We start from the raw sequence: 24,385 nt of genomic DNA, 5'->3' as shown, positions 1-24,385 counted from the left end.
TCAATCCTCGTTCAGGGTCGGATCGGTTTCGGGCATGGCCGGCTTTTTCAGCAGGCGGCGCAGGAAGATCGGCGCCACGAAACCAAGAACCGCCGCCGTCCACAAGCCGATAGCGATCGGAGAGCTGAACAGATATGTCCAATCGCCGTTCGACAGGACCATGGCGCGGCGCAGGTTGTCCTCCATCGCGTTGCCCAGAAGGATGCCCAGGATGACCGGAACGGTCGGCATGCCCAGCTTGCGCATGACATAGCCCAAGACCCCGAAGGCCACCATCATCAGCATGTCGAAGCTGGATCCGGTCAGCGAATAGATCCCCACGAAGGCGATCATCGTCACGCCCGGCAACAGCACCCATGCGGGCACCGACAGGATGCGCACGAAGACCTTGACCATCGGCACGTTCATCACCAGCAGCACGACGTTGGCGATCAGCAAGGACGCGATCAGCGACCAGACGATCTCGGGGCGCTCGGCGAACAGCAGCGGACCGGGGGTGATGTTCAGCGTCAGCAGCAGCGCCAGCAGGACGGCGGTGGTGCCCGAACCCGGAACGCCAAGCGTCAGCATCGGGACCAGCGCACCGCCGGCGGCGGCGTTGTTGCCGGCCTCGGGGGCGGCGACGCCCTTTGGGTTGCCGCGGCCGAAGCTGGCCTTGTCCTTGGCGACGGATTTTTCCGCCATATAGGCCAGGAACGACCCAAGCGAGGCACCCGCACCCGGCAGGACGCCCGCGACAAAGCCGATGCCCGTGCCACGCAGCATCGCGCCGCTGGTCTGGCGCAGCATCCTCCACGGCACCAGGATCTTGCCCAGCTTGACGCTGATGGCACTGTCCTTGCCGTGGCTTTCGATGAAGTGGAAGATCTCGGCCACGGCGAACAGGCCGACGATGGCCACAAGGAAATCGACGCCGTCCATCAGGTGCAGTTCACCGAAGGTGAAGCGCGGCATGCCGGTGGTCTTGTCCAAACCGATCATGGCAATGCCCAGACCGATGGCCGCCGACATGGCCGCCTTGGCCTGGTTGGTCGATCCGATGCCGCCAAGCGTGCAGAAGGCCAGCATGTACAGCGCGAAATACTCCGCAGGCCCGAACTGATAGGCGACGCGCGCCAGGTAGGGCGCGAAGATCATCAGGCCCACGGTTGCCAGAAAGGCACCCACGAAGGAGGCGACGCCCGAGACGACCAGCGCCTCGGCGGCCTTGCCCTGACGCGCCATGGGATAGCCGTCCAGCGTCGTCATCATCGCCGGTTCGTCGCCCGGAATGTTCAGCAGGATCGAGCTGATCCGCCCGCCATACATCGCCCCGTAATAGACCGAGGTCAGCAGGACCAGCGCGGACACCGCGTCCAGCCCCATCGAGAATGAGATCGGGATCAGCAGCGCCACGCCGTTCGACGGGCCAAGGCCCGGAAGCGCGCCGATGATGGTCCCCACGAAGCAGCCGATCACGGCCAGCAGCAGCGTATAGGGCGTCAGGGCGATGGACATCCCCATCGCCAGATTTGCAAGCGTATCCATGATTTCAGAACCCCATTCCGGCGGGAAGCGCCTTCAGACCCAGTCCCAGAAGGACGCGGAACAACAAGAACAGCCCGACCGACAACCCGACACCAGCCAGCACGGAGCGCCGCGGATTGCCGCCGATCTGCCAGCTGAGGACCCCCGCCGCGATGGCCGTCGGGATCAGGAAGCCAAGGGGCGTGATGGCATAGGCATAGCCCGCCAGCACCGCCAGCGCCAAACCCAGCTGTCCGACCATCGGGCCTGCGGGCCATTCCTCGTCGGGGTCGGGGCGCAGGACCATGACCAGCGCGGCGATCATCACCACCGCGCCGACCAGATAGGGAAACAGCCGCGGACCGACCGGATCGGACATGAAGCTGGTCTGAATGCCGCGGGCGTTGAGGATATACCCCAACGCCACGACCATCATGAACGCTCCGAAGATGCGGTCACCCTTGATCATTGCAGAATACCGATCTCTTTCGAGACCTGCTGGATCTCGGCGATGTTCTCATCGACGAAGGTCTGGAAATCGGCGCCCAGGACCGTATAGGGGGCCAGGCCGTTTTCGGTCATGACGGTCTGCCACTGTTCGGATTCGGCGACCTTGCCCAGCATGTCGACCCATTTCTGGTAATCTTCATCGCTGATGTCCTTGGGGACATAGATGCCGCGCCAGTTCATGGCGACGATGTCGACGCCCTGTTCCTTGGCGGTGGGGACATCCTCGAAGCCCTCGACCCGTTCTTCCGACAGGACGGCCACGGGGCGCACGTCGCCCGACTTGATGAAGCCGGTGATTTCGGACATGTCGCCTGTCATCGCCTGCGCAAAGCCACCGACCGTCTGGGTGATCGCATCCGCGCCGCCGTCCAAGCCGATGTATTTGACCGCCTTGGCGTCATCGAAGCCCGCCTTGTCCAGCGTCATCAGCACCTTCAGGTGGTCGAAGCCGCCCACTGCCGAACCGCCCGCGAAAGCCACCTGCGAGGGGTCTTCCTTCACCGCGTCGATCAGGTCGTTGAGGTTCTGATAGGGGCTGTCCTTGGCCACGACGATCACGCCGGGATCGCCACCGATGGAGCCGACCCAACGCACCTGATCGGCGGTCGCACCCGCGAAGGCGTTCTGCGCCAGACGCGTGGTCGTGGCCGAGGATGCCGCCACGAAGACCGACGGGTCGTCGCTGCGCTTGCTGACGACCTGGGTGAAGGCGACGCCGCCACCGGCACCGGCCAGGTTCGTGACCTGCACCATGTTCGGCACCAGTCCCAGTTCGGTCATGATCCGGCCGATCTGGCGGCAGGTGAAGTCCCAGCCACCGCCGGGGTTGGCGGGGGCGATGCATTCCTCGGCCATGGCCGGGGCTGCGACGGTCATCATCAATGCGGCGGTTGCCGCGCGGGTCCAATTTTTCATGCTGTCCTCCCAGACTGGCCCGCCTGCTTTTGGGCGGGCTTGCGGGGTTCAGGTTTTGCTGAAAAGCTGACACGAACCTGTCACCACCTGCCCGAAAGTTGTGCCGATGCGTTTTCTTCTGGTCGAAGACAGCGAGGATCTTGCCAAGGCCGTCGCATCACGCCTGACGCTGGAAGGGCATGGCGTGGACCATGCGGCGACGCTGGCCGATGCCAGCCATTTTCTGGGAACCGCGCCTTATGATCTGATCCTGCTGGATATTTCGCTGCCCGATGGCGACGGGCGCGATTTCTTGGTGCGCGAAAGAGCGGCGCGGCGGGATACGCCGGTGATCATGATGACGGCCTCGGCCTCGGTCAGCGATCGGGTGATGACGCTGGATCAGGGTGCCGATGATTACATCACCAAGCCCTTCGATTTCGGCGAATTGCAGGCCCGCTGCCGCGCCGTCCTGCGCCGTCGCGACGGGGCGGTGGACAACAGGCGGCACTTCGCGGGCTTCATCTTCGACCAGCTGGGCGCAACCCTGACGGTGGGCGATGACATCCGCGAACTTCGCGCCCGAGAACTGCGCCTGCTGGAGATCCTGCTGTCGCGCCCCGGTCAGGCCTATTCCAAGGCGCATCTGATCGACCGGCTGTTTTCCTTCGATGAAGAGGTCAGCGACAACGCCATCGAGGTCTATGTCGGCCGGTTGCGCAAGAAGCTGGACGGATCGGGGGCGCGGCTGGAAACGCTGCGCGGCGTCGGCTATCGGCTGATCCCCGAATGATGCGCCCGTTCGATCCCGCGCGGATCGTATCCCTGCGCCGCCGCCTGGTCTGGCAGTTCCTGGTTCTGTCGGCGGTGCTGGTGCTGGGGCTGTTCCTGGTGGTGGGCTGGGTCGCGGATCGCGCCTCGCGCGCCTCGCAGGATGCGGTGCTGGGGGCTGCCGTCACCGCCATCACCGAAGGCATCCGCAGCGTCGATGAGGGGTTGGAGCTGGATCTGCCCTATGCGACCTTTTCCATGCTGGGGGCGATGGGGGACGAACGCATCTTCTATCTGCTGACGGTGGCGGGGCAGGGCGTGACGGGATACGAGGATCTGCCCCCGCCGCCGACCCCCGCCACCGACATGGCCCCGGTCTTCTACGGCGCCGATTACCGTGGCGCGCGGCTGCGGCTGGCCTCGGTAGGTCGGATGATGCTGATCCAGAACCGTTTGCAGCCGGTGACGGTCACGCTGGGGCAGACGCGCCTGGGGCAGGCGGCGATTGCGCGGGACACGGCGCGCAGCGCGGCCTGGGCGGCCTTGGGCTTCATGCTGCTGGCGCTGCCCGTGGCGCTTCTGGCGGCGCAGGCGGTGCTGCAACCGATCCGCACGCTGGCCGATGTCATGGGCCGACGCGGCCCGCGCGACCTGCGCCCCGTCCGCCACCCCACCCCGCGAGAGCTGGCACCCCTGCTGCGGGCGCTGAACGGGCTGATCGCCCGCCTGCGCGCCGCGCTGGAGCTGGCCGAGACCTTCATCTTCGAGGCCGCCCACCGTATCCGCACCCCCCTGTCGCTGGTCCGCGCCGAGGCGGAACTGGCACTGGCCGAAACCAGCGACGAGGCCACGCGCATCCGCCTGCGCCGCATGGTCCGCGCCATCGGGGAAAGCAGCCGGTCGGCGAACCAGATCCTGGATCATGCGATGGTCATGTATCGCACCGATCAATATGCCGCCGCACAGGTCGATCTGGCGGCGCTGTCCCGCGCCGTCCTGCGCGCCATCGACCCCATCGCCGAGATGCGCGACATCCGCGTGACCCATGACATCGCCGCCTGCATCATCCAGGGCGACGAGCGCATGCTCGAGATCGCCCTGCGCAACCTGCTGGACAATGCCATCAAATACGCCGCCCCCGAAGGCCATGTCGATCTGACGCTGACCTGCACGGGGACCGAGGCAACTCTGGCCGTCACCGACGACGGGCGCGGGCTGTCGGACGATCCCGCGCAGCTGATCGGGCGGTTCCGGCGGGGTGCGAATGTCGGTGATACCGGCGGCTCGGGGCTGGGACTGACCATCGTGACCGAGGTCGCCCATGCCCATCGTGGCCGCTTTCAACTGAAGTCCGGTGAAAAGGGGGGAACATGCGCCTTGCTGCATTTGCCGTTGCCGTAACCTATGCGCTGGCAGGGCCGGCCGCCGCCTGGCAATCCGAGGATGAGCGCATCTTCGGCCCCGAGGACGCCCCGCAGATCCAGGTGCTGTCGGTGACCGATCTGGCGGCCTTCGCGCCGGTCCTGCAGGATTACGTCACCCGCAATCCGGGGCGCGGCATCCGCTATGTGCAGGCATCTTCGACCGAGATCTATGCCGCCATCCATGATGAGGACGCGCGCTTCGACCTGGTCATCTCATCCGCGATGGATCTGCAGATGAAGCTGGCCAACGACGGGCTTGCGGCATCGGTCGCGCCCGATGCGCGGGGGCTGCCCGATTGGGCGCGCTGGCGCGACCAGTTGTGGGGCATCGCGCTGGAGCCGGTGGTGACGCTGGCCTCGCGCCAGGCCCTTGGCGATCTGCCGGTGCCCCGGACGCGGCGCGACCTGATTGCCCTGCTGCGCGAAAACCCGGAACGATTTCAGGACCGCGTCGCCGCCTATGATCCGCAGGTGTCGGGCGTGGGCTATTTCCTGATCGCGCAGGACGATCAGGTCTCGGACGGGTTCTGGCGGCTGGCCGAGGTGATGGGCCGGTTGAACGCACGGCTGTTCTGCTGTTCGGGGCAGATGATCACCGAACTGCGCGAGGGGCGCATCGCCATCGCCTATAACGTGGTGGCCAGCTATGCCGCCCGCTTCCGCCCCGACGACCCCGACTTGGTCCAGCTGGCCTTCGAGGATTACACCTTCGCCATCGTCCGCTCAGCCCTTGTGCCGGTGAATGCCCCCGATCCGCAGGGGGCGCAGGATCTGCTGTCCTATCTGTTGTCGGACCCCGCGCAACGGTTGATCGCCGACAGCGCCGGTGTCGCGCTGATCGCAGGGACGGGAAAGCCGCCGGTGCCGCAGCTGCGCCCGATCCGGCTGGATGCGGGGCTGCTGGTCTATGACGACCGGTTGCGGCGGGCGGGGCTGCTGTCGGAATGGCGGGCGGCGCTGATCCAGCCCTAGGTGGCGGCGTCGATCAGTTTTGCCAGACCTGCGGGGTCCGACAGGAAGGGCGAATGCCCCCAGGGGCGGTGATGGACATGATCGACGCCCGCGCGGTCGATCATGGCGCGTTGCAGGGCGGGCGGAATGGCGCGGTCGTTTTCGCAGATGACATAGTGGCGGGTGATCGGGCGGCGCTGCGCCAGCCGATCCCGCATCGGCCCCACGGGCTGCGGGCGCAGGGCGTGGATCGGGGCATGGGGGCAATCGTGATAGATCATCTGCCGCGCCTGATCGGCGGGAAGGATCAGCCGTCCCAGATCATCGCGCGGCCAGCGACGGGGCGGGGCTGGCAGCAGGCGGTCCAGCGTCGCAAGGCTGTCGCCCGCCAGCGGCAGATAGGAACACAGGTGCAGCAGCGCGGATGCGGGGGCGGTCATCGCCTCGGCCACCATGCCGCCCATGGAATGGCCGACGACCAGCGGGCGCGCCATCGCGGGCAGGGCGGCCACGCAATCTGCCAGCGTGGTATCGGGCGCATCGGGCAGATCGGGGCAGGCGACGCGGTGGCCCATGTCGCGCAGGGCATCCGCTGTCGCCGTCCAGCACCAGCCGCCATGCCATGCCCCGTGGATCAGGATGATATCCGCCATGCCGCAAGCCTTGCCCGCTGCCATCCGCTTGCGCAAGAGCTTGACCCCGCCCCGCACCATCGGTCCATATGCCCGCCAAGGGGGATGCCATGATCGACAAGCTGGAGATGTTCCTGGCCGTGGCCAAGGAGGGCCATTTCGGACGGGCCGCCGCCTCGCTGGGGATCACGCAGCCGACGCTGTCCGCAGGGATCAAGCAGCTTGAGGCGCAGCTGGGCGTGCTGCTGATCTTTCGCGGGTCGCGCTTCGGCGGGTTGACCCCCGAGGGGCAGTCGGCGCTGGTCTGGGCGCGGCGCATCGTCGGCGACACCCGCCAGCTGCGCGACGAGATGCGGGCCGTGCGTCACGGGCTGTCGGGGCAGCTGCGCATCGCAGTGGTGCCGACCGCGCTGACATGGGCCGCACGGATCGCGGCGCGCTTCGGAGAGGCCCATCCCAAGGTCGGCTTCACCATCCTGTCGCGCGCTTCGACCGAGATCCTGAAGATGATCGACGATCTGCAGGTCGATGCGGGCATCAGCTATCTGGACAATGAACCCCTGGGCAAGGTCAGTGCCGTCCCGCTTTACGAGGAACGCTATGCGCTGATCGCGCCCGAGGGGCATCCGCTGGCGCAGGGCGGTCCCGTGCCTTGGGGCGCTCTGGACGGGCAGCGCCTGTGCCTGCTGACGCCTGACATGCAGAACCGCCGCATCATCAACCGCCGTCTGGCCGAGGCGGGGGTAACGCCCGTGACGATGGTGGAATCGAACTCGACCGTGGTGCTGGTCTCTCAGGTGCTGGCGGGGGGATGGCTGACGATCCTGCCGCAGGACATCGCGGGCTTCCTGACCCAAGGCAAGCCCCTGCAGCTGGTCCCGATGGAGGGTCCGGCCACCGGCCATGCCGTCGGCCTGATCGCACCCTGGCGAGAGCCGCATACCCCCGTCCTGCAGGCCCTGCTGACCGAGGCGCGCAGGATGGCCATCGATAGATGATCTCTATCGTTTGACGGAACAGCGTTATTGATTTGCGAATGACCGCGGTGTCTCATGTCGGCCAGAGACTCTTGAAAGGCCAGCCATGCTTGACCAGGCGCCAGCCCCCGACGATATCCGCGACCTCGTGACCCCCTTGGTGGGGCTGGAAGGGCCGTTGCTGCCCATGCTTCATGCCATCCAGGCCGAATGGGGGCATGTGCCGCAGGCCGCCGTTCCCGTGCTGGCCGATCTGCTGAACCTTGGCGTGGCCGAGGTGCATGGCGTCGTCAGCTTCTATCACGATTTCCGCAAGGAACCGGCAGGGCGCCACATGCTGAAGATCTGCCGGGCCGAGGCCTGCCAATCCGTGGGCGGCAATGCCATGGCGCAGCGGATGCTGGACCGCTTGGGCGTCGATTGGCATGGCACCACCCGCGATGGCGCGGTCACGGTCGAACCGGTCTATTGCCTTGGCATGTGCGCCTGCGGGCCTGCCGTGATGCTGGACGACCGCGTGATCGGGCGCGTGGACGAGGCGCGGATGGAACGGCTGATGACGCAGGTGGGCGCATGAAGATCTGGGTTCCCATGGACAGCGCCGCCAAGGCGCTTGGCGCGGATGAGGTCGCCGATGCCATCGCCGCGCAGGTCGGCCCCGACGTGCGCATCATCCGCAACGGCTCGCGCGGGATGGTGTGGCTGGAGCCTCTGGTCGAGATCGACCGCGGTGACGGGCGCGTGGCTTACGGCCCCGTGACGCCCGATGATGTGGCCGCGCTGCTGGACGGCACGCTGGAAAGCCTTGGCCGGGTCGAGGATATCCCCTTCTTCGCCCGCCAGACGCGGCTGACCTTCGCCCGCTGCGGGGTGATCGACCCGCTGGATCTGGACGATTACGCGGCCCATGGCGGTCTGGTCGGCCTGCGCCGCGCCATCGGCATGACCGGCGCAGACATTGTGCAAGAGGTCACCGACAGCGGCCTTCGCGGGCGCGGCGGCGCGGGCTTTCCGACCGGCATCAAGTGGAAGACCGTCCATGATGCCCCTGCCGACCAGAAGTATATCGTCTGCAACGCCGATGAAGGCGACAGCGGCACCTTTGCCGATCGCATGATCATGGAGGGCGATCCCTTCACCCTGATCGAGGGCATGGCGATCGCGGGCCTCGCCGTGGGGGCGACGCGGGGCTATGTCTATCTGCGGTCGGAATACCCCGATGCGATTGCCGTGATGAATGCGGCGGTCCGGATCGCACGTCAGCGCGGCGTGCTGGGTGCGGATGTGCTGGGCAGCGGGCGTGCCTTCGACATGGAAATCCGCGTCGGCGCCGGTGCCTATGTCTGCGGCGAGGAGACCAGCCTGCTGAACAGCCTGGAAGGCAAGCGCGGCGTCGTGCGGGCCAAGCCGCCCTTGCCCGCGCTGGAGGGCTTCTTTGGCAAGCCCACGGTCGTCAACAACGTCATCAGCCTGGCCACGGTGCCGGTGATCCTTGAGAAGGGTGCCCAGCATTACGCGGACTTCGGCCTGGGACGGTCGCGCGGCACGGTGACCCTGCAGATCGCGGGCAACGTCCGGCGTGGCGGGCTGTTCGAGACGGCTTTCGGCGTCTCTCTGGGTGAGGTCGTCAACGACATCGGGGGCGGCACGCTGTCGGGTCGTCCCGTCAAGGCGGTGCAGGTTGGCGGGCCTTTGGGGGCCTATATGCCCGTGTCGAAATTCGACACGCCGATGGGATATGAGGAGTTCGACAAGAACGGCGGGCTGATCGGCCATGCCGGGCTGGTGGTCTTCGACGATACCGCCGACATGCTGCAGATGGCGCGTTTCGCGATGGAGTTCTGCGCCGTCGAAAGCTGCGGCAAATGCACCCCCTGCCGGATCGGTGCCGTGCGCGGCGTCGAGACCATCGACCGCATCGCTGCGGGCGATGCCGCTGCCGCCGATCTGCTGACCGATTTGTGCGAGGTGATGAAGGACGGCTCGCTCTGCGCGCTAGGTGGCTTCACGCCGTTCCCCGTCATGTCCGCCCTGACGCAATTCCCCGATGATTTTGCCACCGCCAAGGAGGCCGCCGAATGAAGGATTTCGTCATTCCCCAATTTGCGCCCGGTGACGAACGCGACCTTGGCACCCCCGCCCGCCACGGCGCGCCGGTCAGCCTGACCGTGGATGGCTTCGAGGTCACGGTCCCCGAGGGCACATCCGTCATGCGCGCGGCCATGCTGGCGGGCATCACGGTCCCCAAGCTCTGCGCCAGCGACAACCTTGAGGCTTTCGGGTCCTGCCGCCTGTGCGTCGTCGAAATCGAGGGCCGCCGCGGCACGCCCGCATCCTGCACGACGCCGGTGGCCGAGGGCATGGTGGTGCGCACCCAGACCGGCAAGGTCCAGAAGATCCGCCGCGGCGTGATGGAGCTTTATATCAGCGACCACCCGCTGGACTGCCTGACATGCTCGGCCAATGGCGATTGCGAATTGCAGGACGCGGCGGGGCAGGTGGGGCTGCGCGACATGCGCTATACCCCCGGCGACAACCACTTCGATCCCAAGGGCGTCGGCGCACGCAGCCAATCCGAGGCGCGGCTGCGCGAAGGGCCGGGCAATCCGCAATATATCCCCAAGGACGACAGCAACCCCTATTTCACCTATGACCCCAGCAAATGCATCGTCTGTTCACGCTGCGTGCGGGCCTGCGAGGAGGTGCAGGGCACCTTCGCGCTGACCATCGAGGGCCGCGGTTTCGACAGCCGCGTCAGCGCGGGCATGGCGACCGACAGCTTCCTGACCAGCGATTGCGTCAGCTGCGGCGCCTGCGTGCAGGCCTGCCCGACGGCGACGCTGCAGGAAAAATCGGTGGCGGAACTGGGGACGCCGACACGCTCGGTCATCACGACCTGCGCCTATTGCGGGGTCGGGTGCAGCTTCAAGGCCGAGATGAATGGCGATCAGCTGGTCCGCATGGTGCCGTGGAAGAACGGCAAGGCCAACCGCGGGCACAGCTGCGTCAAGGGGCGCTTTGCCTATGGCTATGCCGCCCATCAGGACCGCATCCTGAACCCGATGATCCGCGACAGCATCGACGAACCCTGGCGCGAGGTCGGTTGGGACGAGGCGCTGGCCTTCGCCGCCGACCGGATGCGCGGCATCCAGCAGAAGCACGGGCGACGCTCGGTCGGGGTGATCACCTCGAGCCGTTGCACGAACGAGGAAACCTATCTGGTCCAGAAGCTGACCCGCGCGGTCTTCGGCAACAACAACACCGACACCTGCGCGCGCGTCTGCCATTCGCCCACGGGTTACGGGCTGGGCAAGACCTTCGGCACATCGGCCGGCACGCAGGATTTCGACAGCGTCGAACAAACCGATGTCGTGCTGATCATCGGGGCGAACCCGACCGACGGGCATCCGGTCTTTGCCAGCCGGTTGAAGAAGCGCCTTCGTCAGGGGGCCAAGCTGATCGTGGCCGATCCGCGCCGCATCGACATGGTGCGTTCGGCGCATATCGAGGCGCAGCACCATCTACCGCTGCGTCCGGGGACGAATGTGGCGCTGGTCAGCGCGATGGCGCATGTCGTCGTGACCGAGGGGCTAATGGACGAAGGTTTCATCCGCGATCGCTGTGACTGGGACGAATTCCAGCATTACGCCGAATTCATCAGCGATCCGCGCCATTCGCCCGAAGCGGTCGAGCTGGTCACGGGCGTTCCCGCCGCCGAGCTACGCGCCTCGGCACGGCTGTTTGCCAAGGGCGGCAACGGCGCGATCTATTATGGGCTGGGGGTGACGGAACACAGCCAGGGGTCCACCACCGTCATGGCAATCGCGAACCTTGCGATGCTGACGGGCAATATCGGGCGTCCGGGCGTGGGCGTGAACCCTCTGCGCGGGCAGAACAACGTGCAGGGGTCCTGCGACATGGGCTCCTTCCCGCATGAGCTGCCGGGATACCGCCACGTCAAGCTGCCCGACGTCCGCGCGATCTTCGAGAACGCATGGGGGGTCGAGATCGACCCCGAGCCGGGCCTGCGCATCCCCAACATGCTGGATGCCGCGGTCGAGGGAGCGTTCAAGGGGCTCTATTGCCAGGGTGAGGATATCCTGCAATCGGACCCTGACACTCATCACGTCGCGGCGGGGCTGCGGGCGATGGAATGCGTGATCGTCCACGACCTGTTCCTGAACGAGACGGCGAATTACGCCCATGTCTTCCTGCCCGGATCGTCCTTCCTGGAAAAGGACGGCACCTTCACCAACGCCGAACGCCGCATCAACCGTGTGCGCAAGGTCATGGCCCCCAAGAACGGCTATGAGGATTGGGAAGTGACCCAGATGCTGGCCAATGCCATCCTGAAGGACACGGGGGGGGCGGGTTGGAATTACACTCATCCCAGCCAGATCATGGATGAGATCGCCGCGACCACGCCCAGCTTCGCCGGCGTCAACTACGAGCTGCTGGAGACGCAAGGCAGCGTGCAATGGCCCTGCAATGCCGATGCGCCGGTCGGGACGCCGATGATGCATGTGGACGGTTTCCTCTCGGGTGCCTCGGGCAAGGGGCATTTCATCATCACCGAATATGTGGCGACGGATGAACGCACGGGGCCGCGCTTCCCGCTGTTGCTGACGACGGGGCGCATCCTGTCGCAATACAACGTCGGCGCACAGACGCGACGGACGCCGAACAGCATCTGGCATGACGAAGACGTGCTGGAGATCCATCCCCATGACGCGGAAACGCGCCGTGTGGCGGATGGCGATTGGATCAGGCTGGCCAGCCGGGCGGGGGAAACCACGCTGCGGGCGGTGCTGACGGATCGGGTTTCGCCCGGTGTGGTCTATACCACCTTCCACCATCCGGTGACGCAGGCTAACGTGGTGACGACCGATTTTTCGGATTGGGCGACGAACTGTCCGGAATACAAGGTCACCGCCGTGCAGGTCAGCCCCTCGAACGGTCCGTCGGAATGGCAGACCAGCTATAACGAACAGGCGGAACGGTCACGGCGGATCATGCCAGCCGCGGAGTAAGCCATGCCCCTGCCACCCCCCGTCCATCCCGTGGACGCCACCCATCACCGTTCCGGCAGCGTGACGCCGGTGCGGCGCGTCTTGGCGCAGGAAACGCCGGTGGCGATGGTCTATGGCGGGACGACGCAGGCGGTGATGATGACATCGCCCGCCGATCTGAAAGATTTCGCGGTGGGGTTCTCGCTGACCGAGGGGATCGTGACGGATGCGACGCAGATCGCCTCGGTGCAGATCATGGACCACCCGCGCGGGGTCGAGGCGCAGATGTGGCTGTCCGAGGATCGGGCCGAGGCACTGGCCGCGCGGCGCCGCTTCATGGCGGGGCCGGTGGGTTGCGGGCTGTGCGGGATCGACAGCCTGGATCAGGCGACGCGGTCGCTGCCCGATCTGGCGGGTGTAGGGCCGGTGATGGATGCGGGCCAGGTGGCGCAGGCGACCGACATGCTGCGCGACTGGCAGCCGCTGCATGATCAGACCCGCGCGGTCCATGCGGCGGGGTTTTTGCTGCCCGGCAAGGGCATCGTGCTGGCGCGTGAAGACGTGGGCCGCCACAACGCGCTGGACAAGCTGATCGGCGCGATGGCCCGCCAAGGCCTCGATGCGGGGCAGGGTGCCTTCGTGCTGACCAGCCGCGTCAGCGTCGAGATGGTGCAGAAATGCGCCATCGCCGGTGCCGGCATCCTGATTGCCGTATCGGCCCCCACCGCCCATGCGCTGCAACTGGCGCGGGACGCTGGCATCACGGTCGCGGCCTTTGCGCGCGGCGAGGGCTTCGATCTGTTTTCCCACCCCGAACGGCTGAACGCCAAGGTATCCGATGTCGCCTGAAAAGATGGTCATGATGGCCAACCAGATCGCCACCTTCTTCGACAGCCAGCCCGGCGATGCGGCCGAGAAGATCGCCTCGCATCTGAAGGACTTCTGGGAGCCGCGGATGCGCGCGCAGCTGCTGACCTATCTGGAAACGGGCGGCGGCGGGCTGAAACCCTCGGTCGTGGCGGCGGCGGACCGACTTTAGAGGGCGCAATGCAACCCTTGCCCGTCATCCGGTGTTGCGCTGGTGATCAACATACCAACGGGCCCGGGGACAGGCATTTCATGCAGCAGAATTCGAACGTTTTCGACCTTGGCCGCGCCAGGGTCTGCGTGGTCATGAACCGCAGTTCGGGGAAGAAGAAGCATCGACAGCTGGTGGAGCTGCTTGAAAAGCGGCTGGCCCCGGCCTGCGGCAGCTATCAGCTGCGCCAGAGCCGCAAGGGCGCGGACCTGCCGGGGCTGGCGCGGCAGGTCGCCTCCGAGGGCTTCGACCTGGTGATCGCGGCGGGTGGCGACGGGACGCAATCGGCGGTGGCGGGGGCCTTGGCAGGCACGGATGTCGTCATGGGGGTGCTGCCGGGCGGGACCTTCAACTATTTCGCCCGCGATCTGGGCGTGGGCGAAGTGATGGACGACGCGCTGGACACCCTGCTGGACGGGCGCGTCGATGCGACAGATGTCGGCGACATCAACGATCTGGTCTTTCTGAACAACGTCAGCCTTGGCGCCTATCCGCAGATCCTGAAAACACGCGAGGGGATCTATAAGCGCTGGGGTCGGTCGCGGATTGCGGCCTATTGGTCGGTGCTGGTGGCGCTGCGACGCTTGCGCCGCCCGATGGATCTGGTCGCGCATGTCGATGGCCGGGACCGGGAATACACCAGTGCTTTGGTCTTCGTGGCACGCAGCGCCTATCAGCTGGACAGCTTCGGGTTGGAGGGCGCGGATGCCATCCGCAACGGCAAGTTCGCCGTGCTGATCGCCAAGGCGCGGCAGCCTCTGCCGCTGATCCGCTCGGCCCTGCGGCTGGCGATGGGGCACAGCGCCAAGGACAGCGATTTCGACCTGATCGTGACGGATCGCCTGCAGATGCGCACGCCAAAGGCGCGGCAGCTGGTGGCGCATGACGGGGAAAAGACGCCGCTGCGCAGTCCCTTCGATTTGAAGGTGCGGCATGGGGCACTGAAGGTGCTGCTGCCCGCCGACGGACGCAACAAGACCGCCGATGCCGAGGGGCGCGCATGACCCGCATCCTGCATCTGACGGACCTGCATTTTGGCTTTCACCGCAGCGAGCTGATCGGCCCTCTGCTGAACCGGATCGAGGCGCTGCGCCCTGATCTGGTGGTGGTGTCCGGCGACATCACGCATCGCGGGTTGCCGGCGCAGATGGATCTGGCGCAGGACTTCCTGTCGCGGATCAGCGCGCCGGTCATGCTGATGCCGGGCAATCACGACGTGCCGCTGCTGAACCCCATCGCGCGGCTGTTCTGGCCCTTCGCGGGGTTCCGGGAGCATTTCGGCCCCGATCTGACGCCGACGGCGCAAGTGGGGCAGGCGCGGGTCTTTGCGCTGAACAGTGCCGATCCCTATGCTTGGCAGCGCGGCAAGATCCGGCGCGGAGAGATCGGGCGCGTGATCGGGGGCATCGATCCCGCCGCCACCAATGTCGTCGCGCTGCACCACCCGATGCAACAGCTGCCCGGCATCGACAAGCAGCCCGCCCGCCGCGCCGAGGAGGCCATGGACCGCCTGCAGGACGCGGGTGTGCATGTCGTCCTCAGCGGGCATCTGCATCGTTGGGCGGTGGACAAGGTCATGGCGACGGGGCGCTGGCCGCGCATCCTGCAGGTGCAGGGCGGCACGGCGCTTTGCGCAAGGCTGAGCGATGCGAAGAACGAATTCGCGCTGCTGATCGTCGACGGCACCGAGTTGCACGTCGAACATCACGTCGCGCCGATGGGCGTGAACGCCTTCGAAGAGCCGGTGGTCAGCACCTATAGCCGGGCAAACGGCCCCTGGGCTCGCGTTTAAGCGTTGAGTTTCGGGTGAAACGCGCTTATAGCGGGCGCAGTCAAACGGGCGACATGGTCAGAACAGGCCGCTTACGGACGGGTCGGGCATTTGCCTCGGCCCTTTGTCGTTGCCCGGGCCGACATCATAAAGACCGGCGGAGCCAACCGTCAGGCCAGTAAAAGACACACAAAGGATACTGAACACGCATGTGCGCTAAAGCGACTATGGAGGAGTTCGAGGCCCTTCTGAACGAAAGCCTCGAGATCGACACCCCGGACGAAGGTTCGGTTGTCAAAGGCCGCGTCATTGCCATCGAGGCAGGCCAGGCCATCATCGACGTCGGCTACAAGATGGAAGGCCGCGTCGATCTGAAAGAATTCGCAAACCCCGGTGAAGACGCCAACCTGAGCGTCGGCGACGAAGTCGAGGTCTATCTGGACCGCGTCGAGAACGCCCGTGGCGAAGCCAGCATCAGCCGTGAGAAGGCCCGCCGCGAGGAAGCCTGGGATCGTCTGGAAAAAGCTTATGGCGACGAAGAGCGTGTCGAAGGCGCCATCTTCGGCCGCGTCAAGGGCGGCTTCACGGTCGATCTGGGCGGCGCTGTCGCCTTCCTTCCCGGTTCGCAGGTCGATGTCCGCCCCGTGCGCGACGCTGGCCCGCTGATGGGTCTGAAGCAGCCCTTCCAGATCCTGAAGATGGATCGTCGCCGTGGCAACATCGTCGTGTCGCGCCGCGCCATCCTGGAAGAATCGCGTGCCGAACAGCGCGCCGAAGTCATCGCCAACCTGACCGAAGGTCAGACGGTCGACGGCGTGGTCAAGAACATCACCGAATACGGCGCCTTCGTCGATCTTGGTGGTGTTGACGGCCTGCTGCACGTCACCGACATGGCATGGCGCCGCGTCAACCATCCGTCCGAGATCCTGGCGATCGGCGAGACCGTCAAGGTCCAGGTCATCAAGATCAACAAGGACAGCCACCGCATCAGCCTGGGCATGAAGCAGCTGCAGGCCGATCCGTGGGATACGGTTGCCGACAAGTTCCCGATCGAGTCGGTCCATCAGGGCCGCGTGACCAACATCACCGATTACGGCGCCTTCGTGGAGCTGGAAGCCGGTGTCGAAGGCTTGGTCCACGTTTCGGAAATGAGCTGGACCAAGAAGAACGTCCATCCGGGCAAGATCGTCTCGACCTCTCAGGAAGTCGAAGTGATGGTTCTGGAGATCGACGAAGCCAAGCGTCGCGTTTCGCTGGGTCTGAAGCAGACCATGCGCAACCCGTGGGAAGTCTTTGCCGAAACCCACCCGACCGGCACCGTCATCGAAGGCGAAGTCAAGAACATCACCGAATTCGGTCTGTTCGTGGGTCTGGACGGCGACATCGACGGCATGGTTCACCTGTCGGACATCAGCTGGGATGCACGCGGCGAAGACGCGATCCAGGACTTCCGCAAGGGCGACGTCGTCAAGGCCGTCGTTCAGGACGTGGATGTCGAGAAGGAGCGTATCTCGCTGTCGATCAAGTCGCTTGAGAACGAAGGCATGGCGGAAGCCGTGGACGGCGTGAAGCGCGGCTCGATCATCACCGCCGAGATCACCGCGATCGAAGAGGGTGGCATCGAGGTCGAGTACAACGGCGTCAAGTCGTTCATCCGCCGCAGCGATCTGGCCCGTGACCGCCAGGACCAGCGCCCCGAGCGCTTCCAGGTCGGTGACAAGGTCGACGCACGCGTCACCAACGTCGACACCAAGACCCGCCGTCTGGGCCTGTCGATCAAGGCACGCGAGATTGCCGAAGAAAAAGAAGCGATCGACACCTATGGCAGCTCGGATTCGGGCGCCTCGCTGGGTGACATCCTTGGTGCCGCACTGGGCAGCAAGAACTGATAAAGCCTGACGGCTGAACGATCGCCCGCCCCGGTTCATCCGGGGCGGGCTTTTTTATGCCTGTTATGCATGCGCCCCGTTCATGCGTCTTGCGCCAATGGGATAAAGCTGGCAACGCTATGAAACCAGTGACTTCTGTGTCGCGTTGAGCGTGCTGACGGGGGTGTTGACCCCCTATGCGGTTCCCGGCGCCATGCGGCGGCAAGGACGCATCTATTTGGGGGAAGGTATGATCCGTTCCGAACTGATCCAGATGATCTCTGACGAGAACCCGCATCTGTTCCGTCGTGATGTCGAGCGGATCGTGAATACGGTATTCGAGGAAGTGATTGACGCGATGGCACGGGGCGACCGTGTCGAACTACGCGGCTTTGGCGCATTTTCCGTCAAGCAGCGCGACAGCCGCGTGGGGCGCAATCCGCGCACCGGAGAGGCCGTCGAGGTCGAGGAGAAGCATGTTCCCTTCTTCAAGACCGGCAAGCTGTTGCGTGACAGGTTGAACGGCGACGCCTGAGCGTCGTAAAAGGGGACAAGCCTGGCCGAACCGGGCGGGACAATTCAAGGGACACCGCCCATGCGCTTCATCCGTCTGATCTTCGTGGCTTTCTTGGCCTTGGTTCTGGTCGCCGTCGCCTTGGCGAACCGGCAGATCGTGACCCTGTCGCTTTTCCCGGCAAATCTGGGACAGTTCCTGGGCGGAACTTGGTTGGTGGCGGTGCCGCTGTTCCTGGTGATCTTTGTCGCCTTCGCTCTTGGCATGCTGGCCGGTCTGGTCTGGGAGTGGATGCGCGAAGCGAAGATCCGCAAGGTGGCGCGCCAGCGTGATCGCAAGGTCGTCCAGCTGGAGAATGAAGTCGGGCAACTGCGCGAAAGCCATGCGGCGCCGCGCGATGACGTGCTTGCGATCCTTGAGCAGCCCTCGGCCAAGCGTCCGGCCCCTGGGCGGGCACAGCTGCCCGCGGCGCGCTGATTCCGTGGCTGACGTCAAGATCTGCGGGTTGAGCCAGCCCGCGCATGTGCATGCCGCCGTCGATGCCGGGGCGCGTTTCGTGGGCTTTGTCTTCTTTCCGAAATCTCCGCGCGCCGTGACCGCCAAGGTGGCGGCGCAGCTGTCGCAACTGGTTCCGGTCGGGGTGGCGCAGGTCGGTCTGTTCGTGAACCCCGATGATGCCCTGCTGCAGGACGTGCTGGCACAGGTTCCGCTGGACATCATCCAGCTGCATGGCAGCGAAACGCCGGACCGCGTGACCGAGGTCAAGGCCTTGACCGGTCTGCCGGTGATGAAGGCCGTCGGGATCAGCGGGCCGGACGATCTGCCCGCGCTGACCGACTATGGGCTGGTTGCGGATATGCTGCTGGTGGATGCCAAGCCGCCGAAGGGTGCCGATCTGCCCGGCGGCAACGGCTTGGCCTTTGATTGGCGGCTGCTGGTCGGGCGGCACTGGCTGCGTCCTTGGATGCTGGCCGGCGGTCTGACGCCCGACAATGTCGCCGAAGCCGTTCGGCTGACCGGTGCGCCGGTCGTCGACGTCAGCTCGGGCGTAGAATCGGCGCCGGGCGTCAAGGAATCGCAGCTTGTTGCGGATTTCGTTGCGGCGGCATCGGGTGGTGTTGCCGCCTGAAACCTCCGGTGTTGCGCGGCGTGCGCAGAGGGTGTTGCGCATTTAAGGTATTGTTATTGTATTGATATTTTCTCCAGATGCACAATCATGGGTTTAGCAATTGACTTTGCGAACGGCCCAAGGTAGAACATTTACATGCTGGGAGAGATGGGCAAGCGGCCAAGGGGAACCTTGGGCCGCTTTTTTCGTCTTTCGGCTCGTGCGGACAGGACACGGGGCGGGACAGTTTGCATGAATGATATGGAATGGTGCGAGGGCAAGCCCCTCGAAGGTCCTTTCGTGGCCGGATCTCTGCCGGAAAAGGCAGAGCTGCGGTTTCCCGAGATCACCGCCGACGAGGACGAGATTTCGGTCCTGCGGTGGCTGTTCTGGGACTACGTCAAGGACCTTCGGGGGCACCAGGCCGAGCTTGTATCGGCCAAGGCCGGGGATCTGGATCCCGCCAAGCTGAAGAAGGCCATGGACACCGCGAAGACCGCCCGAGAGGCGGTCCAGTTGCTGATGGCGGAAAGGAACAAGGTTGACAAACTTCGCAGAGAAATCGCGGGCGGGGTCGCCGAAGGCTGCCTTGACCTTGACGCAGCACGAGATGAGATCGGGCGCCGCCTGGCTTGCCTCCGCCGGGCCGGAGGAGGTTGAGGCCTTCCTTGGCGGGCTGTCGGAAAACGCCTTGGGCAGCCTGCCGTGGCTGTTCGAATTCTGGGCCTTGCCCCACCAGTTGCCCCCTGCGGGCGACTGGAAGAGCTGGGTGATCATGGGTGGGCGCGGCGCGGGCAAGACCCGCGCCGGGTCGGAATGGGTGCGGCAGATGGTCGAGGGGCCGACCGTCGATGGGCCGGGGCGATGTCATCGCGTGGCGCTGGTCGGGGAAACCTTCGACCAGGTCCGCGAGGTGATGGTCTTTGGCGAAAGCGGCATCCTGGCCTGTTCGCCCCCCGATCGCCGTCCGGTCTGGGAGGCCGGGCGGCGCAGGCTGGTCTGGGCCAATGGTGCGACGGCGACGGTCTATTCCGCGCATGAGCCCGAGGCGCTGCGCGGCCCGCAGTTCGATGCGGCCTGGGTCGATGAGTTGGCCAAGTGGAAGAAGGCCGAGGATGTCTGGGACATGCTGCAATTCGCGTTGCGGCTTGGCGCGCACCCCCAGCAGGTGATCACGACGACGCCGCGCAACGTGGGTGTGCTGAAGCGGATCCTGGGGAACGCCTCGACGGTGGTGACCCATGCGCCGACGGATGCGAACCGCGCCTATCTGGCCGAGAGTTTCCTGGCCGAGGTCCAGAGCCGCTATGGCGGGACGCGGTTGGGGCGGCAGGAGCTGGACGGGGTGCTGTTGGACGACGTCGAAGGTGCGCTGTGGACCACCGCCATGGTGGAAGGCGCGCGGGTCGATCAGCTGCCCAGGCTGGACCGCATCGTCGTGGCGGTCGACCCGTCCGTGACGAACGGGAAGGCCAGCGACGAATGCGGGATCATCGTGGCGGGCGTCGTGGCACAGGGCGAGCCGCGCGACTGGCAGGCCTATGTGCTGGAGGATGCGAGCGTCCGGGGCGGGCCTTCGGATTGGGCCAAGGCGGCGATTGCCGCGATGGACCGCCACGGGGCCGAGCGTCTGGTGGTCGAGGTCAACCAGGGCGGCGACATGGTGGAAAGCGTGATCCGGCAGATCGATCCCCTGGTGCCCTTCAAGGCGCTGCGGGCGTCGCGGGGCAAGGGGCTGCGGGCCGAGCCTGTGGCCGCGCTCTATGAGCAGGGGCGCATCAGGCACGCGCGGCAGGGCGGTCTGGGCCCGCTTGAGGATCAGATGTGCCAGATGACGGTTCGCGGCTTCGAAGGGCGCGGCAGTCCGGACCGGCTGGATGCGATGGTCTGGGCCATGCACGAGCTGATGATCGAGCCGGCTGCAAGCTGGCGGCGTCCGCAGATGCGGCGGCTCTAGCGGGACGGCCGCGGGTAATCGAACGAGGAAAAAGGGGCTGACCTGCGGGTCGGCCCTTTTTCATGTCAAACGACGGAGGCGAAGATGGCGTTTCGGATGTTTTCACGGGAGGGCAAGCCCCAGACCGTGCCTGAGAGAAAGGCGAGTGCCACGGGTCGGGTCGTGGCTTTTGCCAGCGGTGCAGGGCGGACGGTCTGGTCGGCGCGGGACACGGGCAGCCTGACGCGCGGCGGGTTCGTCGGCAATCCGGTGGGCTTTCGGTCGGTCAAGCTGATCGCCGAGGCGGCGGCGGCGGTGCCGCTGATCTGCGCCAATCGCGATCAGCGGTTCGAGGTTCATCCGGTGATCGACCTGCTGCGCCGTCCCAATCCGGGGCAGGGGCGGGCCGAGCTGATGGAGGCGCTGTTCGGGCAGATGCTGCTGTCCGGCAACGGCTATCTGGAAGCGGTCGGGCTGACAGAGGCGGGTCTGCCCGAGGAGTTGCATGTGCTGCGGTCGGACCGGATGACCATCGTGCCCGGCGCGGATGGCTGGCCGGTCGCCTATGAATATGCGGTGGGCGGGCGCAAGCACCGCTTCGACATGACGGGCAGCCCCGATCCGATCTGCCATATCAAGAGCTTCCACCCGGTCGACGACCACTATGGTCTGTCGCCGATGCAGGCGGCGGCGGTGGCTTTCGATGTGCACAACAGCGCCTCGGCCTGGTCGAAGGCCTTGCTGGACAATGCGGCCCGGCCAAGCGGGGCCATCGTCTACAAGGGGATGGACGGGCAGGGCACGCTGAGTGCGGATCAGTATGATCGCCTGGTGGGCGAGATCGAGATGAACCACCAAGGCGCGCGCAACGCCGGTCGGCCCATGCTGCTGGAGGGGGGCTTGGATTGGCGCCCGATGGGCTTCAGCCCCAGTGACATGGAGTTCCACGAGACCAAGCTGTCGGCGGCGCGGGAAATAGCCCTGGCTTTCGGCGTGCCGCCGATGCTGCTGGGGATCCCGGGTGACGCGACCTATGCCAATTACGCCGAGGCGCATCGGGCGTTCTATCGCCTGACAGTGCTGCCGCTGACGACGCGGGTAACGGCCTCGGTCGCGTGGTGGCTGTCCGAACACCTGGGCGAGGAGGTCGAACTGCGCCCGGACCCCGACCAGATCCCGGCGCTGGCCGAGGATCGCAACCAGCAGTGGGCGCGGATCGCAGCGGCGGATTTCCTGACGGATGCGGAAAAGCGCAGTCTGCTGGGTCTGCCGCCCATGGACGGGGCGTGAGCCGATGGAGGGCTCTCGTTTCGTCAAGGACGGTCTGTGGCAGGACCAGCGGATCGACGCGCAGGAACGGATCATGGCGCTGCAGTTCGGGCAGGTCGAGCGTCGGCTGGAGCGGATCGAGGCCATGATCGAGGGGCTGGAGCGACGGTTGTGGATGACCGTCTATGGCGTCGTCGCCGTGATCCTGACGCAGGCCGTCCAGGGGATACTGGATTATGCACCAAGAGGAGGCTGAAGGATGGTTCCGGGGCTGGAAGTGAAATTTGCGGGCGGTGCGCCCGTGCTGTCCGACGGACAGGTGATCGAGGGCTATGCCAGTCTGTTCGGCCTGACCGATCAGGGCGGCGATGCGGTCGCCAAAGGGGCGTTCTCGGCCTCCTTGGCGCGGCTGGCGGGCAAGGGGGACAAGGTGCGGATGCTGTGGCAGCACGACCCCACCCGCCCCATCGGCGTCTGGGACGAGATCCGCGAAGACGACGCGGGCCTGTGGGTCAAGGGCCGGCTGCTGCCCGAGGTTGCTCAGGCCCGCGAGGCGGCGGCGCTGATCCAGGCGGGCGCGATCGACGGGCTGTCGATCGGCTATCGCACCATCCGCGCCGAGCGCAGCCAGAAGGGCGCGCGCATCCTGACCGAGGTCGAGCTGTGGGAGGTGTCGCTGGTGACCTTCCCGATGCTGCCCGAGGCCAAGGTCGGCCGCAAGGATGCCGACGATCTGCGCGAGGTTGCAGCCCTTTTCACAGCCGCCGCCAACGCGCTGCGCGGCTGACACGTTTCAGGGGAGCGCGTCTGCCGCGCCTTCCGTTCGGGTTCGGACCCTGCCCCAGGTGGCCCGGTCCGGCAAAAGGGGCGGTCGCGCCCTGATCATCATGACGAGGAGAAGACCATGACCGAGGTGAAAGCCGCAGGCGGCGGCGACATGCCTGCCGATCTGCGCGGGGCCATGCTGGGGTTCGTCGATGAACTCAAGGGCTTTCGCGAAGACATCCAGACCAAACTCAATGCACAGGAACACCGTATGACCATGATCGATCGCAAGACTGCCCTGCGTGGCCGCGCCCCCCTTTCCGCAACCGCCGAGGTCGAGGTGCCCCATCAGAAGGCGTTCAACGCCTATCTGCGCAGCGGCGACGATGACGGCCTGCGCGGTCTGGCCATCGAGGAAAAGGGCCTGACGGTCGCCAGCGACGGTGGTTTCCTGGCCGCGCCGACGGTGGCGGAATCGGTTCAGCAGGTGCTGCTGGGCGGTTCCTCGATGCGCCGTCTGGCCAATGTCGTGACCATCGAAAGCGCCGCCTATGAGGTACTGGTCGACAAGGGCGACATGGGTGCGGGCTGGGCCACGGAAGCGGCGGCGGTCGAGGGTGCCTCGGGTGGGATCGAGCGGATTTCCATCCCGGTGCACGAGCTTTCGGCCATGCCCAAGGCCAGCCAGCGCCTGCTGGACGATGCGGCATTCGACGTCGAGGGTTGGCTGGCCGAGCGTATCGCCGACAAGTTCGCCCGTTCCGAGGCGGCGGCCTTCGTCAGCGGCGACGGTATCGACAAGCCGAAGGGCTTTCTGGCCTATCCCACGGCGCCCAATGCGACCGCGGGCGACAACCAGATCGGCACCGTGCTGACAGGCAAGTCGGCCGATTTCGCCGCGACCAACCAGGCGGACTGCCTGATCGACCTGATCTATGCGCTTGGTGCGAAATATCGCGCGAATGCATCCTTCGTGATGAATTCCAAGACGGCCGCGCGCATCCGCAAGATGAAGGATGCCGACGGTCGCTTCCTGTGGAGCGATGCGCTGAGCGTCGGCCAGGTGCCGCAGCTGCTGGGCTATCCGGTGCTGATCAGCGAGGACATGCCCGATATTGCCGCGAACTCGAAATCGGTGGCCTTCGGCGATTTCCACGCCGCCTATACCATCGTCGAGCGTCCGGACCTGCGCGTGCTGCGCGATCCCTTCAGCGCCAAGCCGCATGTCCTCTTCTATGCCACCAAGCGTGTCGGCGGCGGCGTGACCGATTTCCGCGCCGTCAAGCTGCTGCAGTTCACCTGATCTCCCTGCGGGAGAGGTGAGGGGAGAGGGGCGCGCGCGTCGCCGGTCATACCGGTGAAGCAACTGTCCGCGCGTGCTGATGGCCGGTGTTCGGGCGCG

25 protein-coding genes are annotated in these 24,385 nt (G+C 65.9%); 21 read left to right on the top strand and 4 right to left on the bottom strand.

Features of this window, described 5'->3' with window-relative positions:
- Genes DDE75_RS10510 through DDE75_RS10500 form a run of 3 tightly spaced genes read right to left on the bottom strand, consistent with a single transcriptional unit; the run spans position 1 to position 2,931 of the window.
- A complete protein-coding gene (locus DDE75_RS10510; RefSeq protein WP_108502321.1) occupies positions 1-1,527 on the bottom strand; it encodes a tripartite tricarboxylate transporter permease in 1,527 nt (508 codons plus the stop codon).
- A gap of 4 nt (positions 1,528-1,531) precedes the next feature.
- Complete coding sequence (locus DDE75_RS10505; protein ID WP_211659329.1) at positions 1,532-1,975, bottom strand: tripartite tricarboxylate transporter TctB family protein; 444 nt, start codon at positions 1,973-1,975, stop codon at positions 1,532-1,534.
- Positions 1,972-2,931 carry a Bug family tripartite tricarboxylate transporter substrate binding protein gene (locus DDE75_RS10500; RefSeq protein ID WP_108502320.1) on the bottom strand — a complete coding sequence of 320 codons (960 nt, stop codon included), beginning with the start codon at positions 2,929-2,931 and terminating at the stop codon, positions 1,972-1,974. Before DDE75_RS10500 ends, DDE75_RS10505 begins: the two co-directional genes overlap by 4 nt.
- A 106-nt stretch (positions 2,932-3,037) precedes the next feature.
- On the opposite strand from DDE75_RS10500, the gene DDE75_RS10495 reads away from it, so the two are divergent.
- The 3 genes from DDE75_RS10495 to DDE75_RS10485 are packed head-to-tail and all read left to right on the top strand — an operon-like array spanning position 3,038 to position 6,077.
- Positions 3,038-3,703, top strand: a complete 666-nt coding sequence (locus tag DDE75_RS10495) for a response regulator transcription factor (RefSeq protein ID WP_108502319.1) — start codon at positions 3,038-3,040, stop codon at positions 3,701-3,703.
- A complete protein-coding gene (locus DDE75_RS10490; protein ID WP_162798978.1) occupies positions 3,703-5,082 on the top strand; it encodes a sensor histidine kinase in 1,380 nt (459 codons plus the stop codon). Before DDE75_RS10495 ends, DDE75_RS10490 begins: the two co-directional genes overlap by 1 nt.
- The gene (locus tag DDE75_RS10485; protein ID WP_108502317.1) at positions 5,052-6,077 is read left to right on the top strand and encodes an ABC transporter substrate-binding protein; all 1,026 of its coding nucleotides are present in this window, start codon (positions 5,052-5,054) and stop codon (positions 6,075-6,077) included. Before DDE75_RS10490 ends, DDE75_RS10485 begins: the two co-directional genes overlap by 31 nt.
- On the opposite strand, the gene DDE75_RS10480 is transcribed toward DDE75_RS10485, so the two are convergent.
- Positions 6,074-6,709 (bottom strand): alpha/beta fold hydrolase, encoded by a 636-nt coding sequence (locus DDE75_RS10480; RefSeq protein WP_162798977.1) that lies wholly within the window; start codon positions 6,707-6,709, stop codon positions 6,074-6,076. The genes DDE75_RS10485 and DDE75_RS10480 overlap by 4 nt on opposite strands.
- Positions 6,710-6,798: 89 nt before the next feature.
- On the opposite strand from DDE75_RS10480, the gene DDE75_RS10475 reads away from it, so the two are divergent.
- The 18 genes from DDE75_RS10475 (at position 6,799) to DDE75_RS10390 (ending at position 24,286) form a co-directional block, all read left to right on the top strand.
- Positions 6,799-7,686, top strand: a complete 888-nt coding sequence (locus tag DDE75_RS10475; protein WP_108502404.1) for a LysR family transcriptional regulator — start codon at positions 6,799-6,801, stop codon at positions 7,684-7,686.
- Positions 7,687-7,771: 85 nt separating this feature from the next.
- Entirely contained in the window at positions 7,772-8,242 is a 471-nt protein-coding gene (locus DDE75_RS10470) for a formate dehydrogenase subunit gamma (RefSeq protein ID WP_108502315.1), read from the top strand.
- Entirely contained in the window at positions 8,239-9,747 is a 1,509-nt protein-coding gene (locus DDE75_RS10465) for a formate dehydrogenase beta subunit (RefSeq protein ID WP_108502314.1), read from the top strand. Before DDE75_RS10470 ends, DDE75_RS10465 begins: the two co-directional genes overlap by 4 nt.
- Entirely contained in the window at positions 9,744-12,695 is a 2,952-nt protein-coding gene (gene fdhF / locus DDE75_RS10460; RefSeq protein WP_108502313.1) for a formate dehydrogenase subunit alpha, read from the top strand. Before DDE75_RS10465 ends, fdhF begins: the two co-directional genes overlap by 4 nt.
- A 3-nt stretch (positions 12,696-12,698) precedes the next feature.
- Positions 12,699-13,523, top strand: a complete 825-nt coding sequence (fdhD, locus tag DDE75_RS10455; protein ID WP_108502312.1) for a formate dehydrogenase accessory sulfurtransferase FdhD — start codon at positions 12,699-12,701, stop codon at positions 13,521-13,523.
- The gene (locus DDE75_RS10450; protein WP_108502311.1) at positions 13,513-13,713 is read left to right on the top strand and encodes a formate dehydrogenase subunit delta; all 201 of its coding nucleotides are present in this window, start codon (positions 13,513-13,515) and stop codon (positions 13,711-13,713) included. The genes fdhD and DDE75_RS10450 overlap by 11 nt, the downstream gene beginning before the upstream one ends.
- An 80-nt stretch (positions 13,714-13,793) precedes the next feature.
- Entirely contained in the window at positions 13,794-14,756 is a 963-nt protein-coding gene (locus DDE75_RS10445; protein WP_108502310.1) for a diacylglycerol/lipid kinase family protein, read from the top strand.
- Complete coding sequence (locus DDE75_RS10440) at positions 14,753-15,544, top strand: metallophosphoesterase family protein (RefSeq protein WP_108502309.1); 792 nt, start codon at positions 14,753-14,755, stop codon at positions 15,542-15,544. The genes DDE75_RS10445 and DDE75_RS10440 overlap by 4 nt, the downstream gene beginning before the upstream one ends.
- Before the next feature lie 188 nt (positions 15,545-15,732).
- Positions 15,733-17,412 (top strand): 30S ribosomal protein S1, encoded by a 1,680-nt coding sequence (gene rpsA, locus DDE75_RS10435; protein WP_108502308.1) that lies wholly within the window; start codon positions 15,733-15,735, stop codon positions 17,410-17,412.
- A gap of 229 nt (positions 17,413-17,641) precedes the next feature.
- On the top strand, positions 17,642-17,926 hold the full coding sequence (gene ihfB / locus DDE75_RS10430; RefSeq protein ID WP_072297885.1) for an integration host factor subunit beta: 285 nt from the start codon (positions 17,642-17,644) through the stop codon (positions 17,924-17,926).
- A 60-nt stretch (positions 17,927-17,986) separates the two neighbouring features.
- Positions 17,987-18,382 (top strand): LapA family protein, encoded by a 396-nt coding sequence (locus DDE75_RS10425; RefSeq protein ID WP_108502307.1) that lies wholly within the window; start codon positions 17,987-17,989, stop codon positions 18,380-18,382.
- A gap of 4 nt (positions 18,383-18,386) precedes the next feature.
- Positions 18,387-19,034: a phosphoribosylanthranilate isomerase gene (locus DDE75_RS10420; protein ID WP_245894695.1), complete on the top strand. Its 648-nt coding sequence runs from the start codon at positions 18,387-18,389 to the stop codon at positions 19,032-19,034.
- A 231-nt stretch (positions 19,035-19,265) separates the two neighbouring features.
- Positions 19,266-19,673 (top strand): permease, encoded by a 408-nt coding sequence (locus tag DDE75_RS10415; protein ID WP_108502305.1) that lies wholly within the window; start codon positions 19,266-19,268, stop codon positions 19,671-19,673.
- The gene (locus DDE75_RS10410; protein ID WP_108502304.1) at positions 19,624-20,970 is read left to right on the top strand and encodes a DNA-packaging protein; all 1,347 of its coding nucleotides are present in this window, start codon (positions 19,624-19,626) and stop codon (positions 20,968-20,970) included. Before DDE75_RS10415 ends, DDE75_RS10410 begins: the two co-directional genes overlap by 50 nt.
- 84 nt (positions 20,971-21,054) lie before the next feature.
- Positions 21,055-22,239 (top strand): phage portal protein, encoded by a 1,185-nt coding sequence (locus DDE75_RS10405; RefSeq protein WP_108502303.1) that lies wholly within the window; start codon positions 21,055-21,057, stop codon positions 22,237-22,239.
- A 4-nt stretch (positions 22,240-22,243) separates the two neighbouring features.
- Positions 22,244-22,474 carry a GTA head formation protein, RCAP_rcc01685 family gene (locus tag DDE75_RS10400; protein WP_072297881.1) on the top strand — a complete coding sequence of 77 codons (231 nt, stop codon included), beginning with the start codon at positions 22,244-22,246 and terminating at the stop codon, positions 22,472-22,474.
- Between the two features lie 3 nt (positions 22,475-22,477).
- Positions 22,478-23,005 (top strand): HK97 family phage prohead protease, encoded by a 528-nt coding sequence (locus DDE75_RS10395; protein ID WP_108502302.1) that lies wholly within the window; start codon positions 22,478-22,480, stop codon positions 23,003-23,005.
- Positions 23,006-23,122: 117 nt separating this feature from the next.
- The gene (locus DDE75_RS10390) at positions 23,123-24,286 is read left to right on the top strand and encodes a phage major capsid protein (protein ID WP_108502301.1); all 1,164 of its coding nucleotides are present in this window, start codon (positions 23,123-23,125) and stop codon (positions 24,284-24,286) included.
- The last annotated feature ends 99 nt before the right edge of the window (positions 24,287-24,385 follow it).

Origin of the sequence: Paracoccus indicus (genome assembly GCF_003056335.1) — a bacterium.
Lineage (GTDB): Bacteria > Pseudomonadota > Alphaproteobacteria > Rhodobacterales > Rhodobacteraceae > Paracoccus > Paracoccus indicus.
This window is presented reverse-complemented; position numbering and strand designations above follow the sequence as displayed.

Excerpts from the sequence above, each read along its gene's own strand:
- DDE75_RS10500 (WP_108502320.1), bottom strand. The coding sequence starts at position 2,931 with ATGAAAAATTGGACCCGCGCGGCAACCGCCGCATTGATGATGACCGTC.
- DDE75_RS10495 (WP_108502319.1), top strand. The coding sequence starts at position 3,038 with ATGCGTTTTCTTCTGGTCGAAGACAGCGAGGATCTTGCCAAGGCCGTC.
- rpsA (WP_108502308.1), top strand. The coding sequence starts at position 15,733 with ATGTGCGCTAAAGCGACTATGGAGGAGTTCGAGGCCCTTCTGAACGAA.
- fdhF (WP_108502313.1), top strand. The coding sequence starts at position 9,744 with ATGAAGGATTTCGTCATTCCCCAATTTGCGCCCGGTGACGAACGCGAC.
- DDE75_RS10505 (WP_211659329.1), bottom strand. The coding sequence starts at position 1,975 with ATGATCAAGGGTGACCGCATCTTCGGAGCGTTCATGATGGTCGTGGCG.
- DDE75_RS10510 (WP_108502321.1), bottom strand. The coding sequence starts at position 1,527 with ATGGATACGCTTGCAAATCTGGCGATGGGGATGTCCATCGCCCTGACG.
- DDE75_RS10390 (WP_108502301.1), top strand. The coding sequence starts at position 23,123 with ATGACCGAGGTGAAAGCCGCAGGCGGCGGCGACATGCCTGCCGATCTG.
- DDE75_RS10445 (WP_108502310.1), top strand. The coding sequence starts at position 13,794 with ATGCAGCAGAATTCGAACGTTTTCGACCTTGGCCGCGCCAGGGTCTGC.
- DDE75_RS10415 (WP_108502305.1), top strand. The coding sequence starts at position 19,266 with ATGAATGATATGGAATGGTGCGAGGGCAAGCCCCTCGAAGGTCCTTTC.
- DDE75_RS10405 (WP_108502303.1), top strand. The coding sequence starts at position 21,055 with ATGGCGTTTCGGATGTTTTCACGGGAGGGCAAGCCCCAGACCGTGCCT.
- DDE75_RS10475 (WP_108502404.1), top strand. The coding sequence starts at position 6,799 with ATGATCGACAAGCTGGAGATGTTCCTGGCCGTGGCCAAGGAGGGCCAT.
- DDE75_RS10400 (WP_072297881.1), top strand. The coding sequence starts at position 22,244 with ATGGAGGGCTCTCGTTTCGTCAAGGACGGTCTGTGGCAGGACCAGCGG.
- DDE75_RS10440 (WP_108502309.1), top strand. The coding sequence starts at position 14,753 with ATGACCCGCATCCTGCATCTGACGGACCTGCATTTTGGCTTTCACCGC.
- ihfB (WP_072297885.1), top strand. The coding sequence starts at position 17,642 with ATGATCCGTTCCGAACTGATCCAGATGATCTCTGACGAGAACCCGCAT.
- DDE75_RS10470 (WP_108502315.1), top strand. The coding sequence starts at position 7,772 with ATGCTTGACCAGGCGCCAGCCCCCGACGATATCCGCGACCTCGTGACC.
- DDE75_RS10485 (WP_108502317.1), top strand. The coding sequence starts at position 5,052 with ATGCGCCTTGCTGCATTTGCCGTTGCCGTAACCTATGCGCTGGCAGGG.
- DDE75_RS10465 (WP_108502314.1), top strand. The coding sequence starts at position 8,239 with ATGAAGATCTGGGTTCCCATGGACAGCGCCGCCAAGGCGCTTGGCGCG.
- DDE75_RS10450 (WP_108502311.1), top strand. The coding sequence starts at position 13,513 with ATGTCGCCTGAAAAGATGGTCATGATGGCCAACCAGATCGCCACCTTC.
- DDE75_RS10490 (WP_162798978.1), top strand. The coding sequence starts at position 3,703 with ATGCGCCCGTTCGATCCCGCGCGGATCGTATCCCTGCGCCGCCGCCTG.
- DDE75_RS10395 (WP_108502302.1), top strand. The coding sequence starts at position 22,478 with ATGGTTCCGGGGCTGGAAGTGAAATTTGCGGGCGGTGCGCCCGTGCTG.
- fdhD (WP_108502312.1), top strand. The coding sequence starts at position 12,699 with ATGCCCCTGCCACCCCCCGTCCATCCCGTGGACGCCACCCATCACCGT.
- DDE75_RS10410 (WP_108502304.1), top strand. The coding sequence starts at position 19,624 with ATGAGATCGGGCGCCGCCTGGCTTGCCTCCGCCGGGCCGGAGGAGGTT.
- DDE75_RS10480 (WP_162798977.1), bottom strand. The coding sequence starts at position 6,709 with ATGGCGGATATCATCCTGATCCACGGGGCATGGCATGGCGGCTGGTGC.
- DDE75_RS10425 (WP_108502307.1), top strand. The coding sequence starts at position 17,987 with ATGCGCTTCATCCGTCTGATCTTCGTGGCTTTCTTGGCCTTGGTTCTG.